1 protein-coding gene is annotated in these 1,006 nt (G+C 75.2%); it reads left to right on the plus strand.

Annotation, left to right across the window (positions count from 1 at the left end; genetic code table 11):
- Positions 1–1,006: bifunctional 3'-5' exonuclease/DNA polymerase (locus ACYVE7_RS34615; RefSeq protein ID WP_460370857.1), on the plus strand; the 1,006-nt coding region annotated here is incomplete at both ends.

Below are 1,006 nucleotides of genomic sequence, written 5' to 3' on the forward strand. Positions count from 1 at the left end.
CGTCGCCCGGCTGGAGGCCGCCCACGCGCCCCGCTGGGTCTGGGCGTCCTCGGCCCGCGTCTACCCCCGTCTGCTGGCGGCGGGCGTCCGGGTGGCCCGCTGCCACGACCTGGAACTCACCGAGGGCATCCTGCTGGCCTTCGACGGCCGTTTCGGCGAACCGATCTCCGTCCCCGCCGCGCTGGCCCGCCTCCACGGCCTCCCCGCCCCCACCGAGGACCCGGCCGACACCCAGCCCACCCTCTTCGGCCCCCCACCCGAAACCGCCCTCACCGACCTCCTCACCCTCCACGCCCACCACCACTCCCGCCTGACCCCCACCCACCCGCCTCTCACCCCCGACACAGCGAACAACTCGACGGAGCCCCGTGAGGACGTGGCGGCGAGTGGTTCGGCGGTCGGGTGGGGTGGGCGGTTGCGGTTGCTGGGGGCGGCGGAGTCGGCTGGAGGGTTGGTGGCGGCGGAGATGTCGGCGGCGGGCGTGCCGTGGCGGGTGGACGTGCACGACGAGCTGCTGAGCGGGTTGCTGGGGGCGCGGCCGGGGCCGGGGATGCGGCCGAAGGTGCTGCAGGGGCTGGCCGACCGGATCTCCGAGGCGTTCGGCGTCCACGTGAACCCGGACTCGCCGCAGCAGCTCGTGAAGGCGTTCACCGGGGCCGGGCACGCGGTGGGCTCGACCAGGGCGTGGGTGCTGAAGGGCGTGGAGCATCCGGCGGTCCCGTTCGTGCTGGAGTACAAGGAACTGTCCCGCCTGTACACGGCGCACGGCTGGTCGTGGCTGGACACCTGGGTGAAGGGCGGGCGGTTCCGGCCCGAGTACGTGGTCGGCGGGGTGGTGTCGGGGCGGTGGGCGACGCGCGGCGGCGGGGCCCTCCAGATCCCGAAGGTGCTGCGGCGGGCGGTGATCGCCGATCCTGGGTGGACCCTCGTCGTCGCCGACGCCGCGCAGCTCGAGCCGCGGGTGCTGGCGGCGCTCGCCGGGGATTCGGCGTTCGCGAAGGCCGCC

It is taken from the genome of Actinocorallia lasiicapitis (assembly GCF_054778695.1).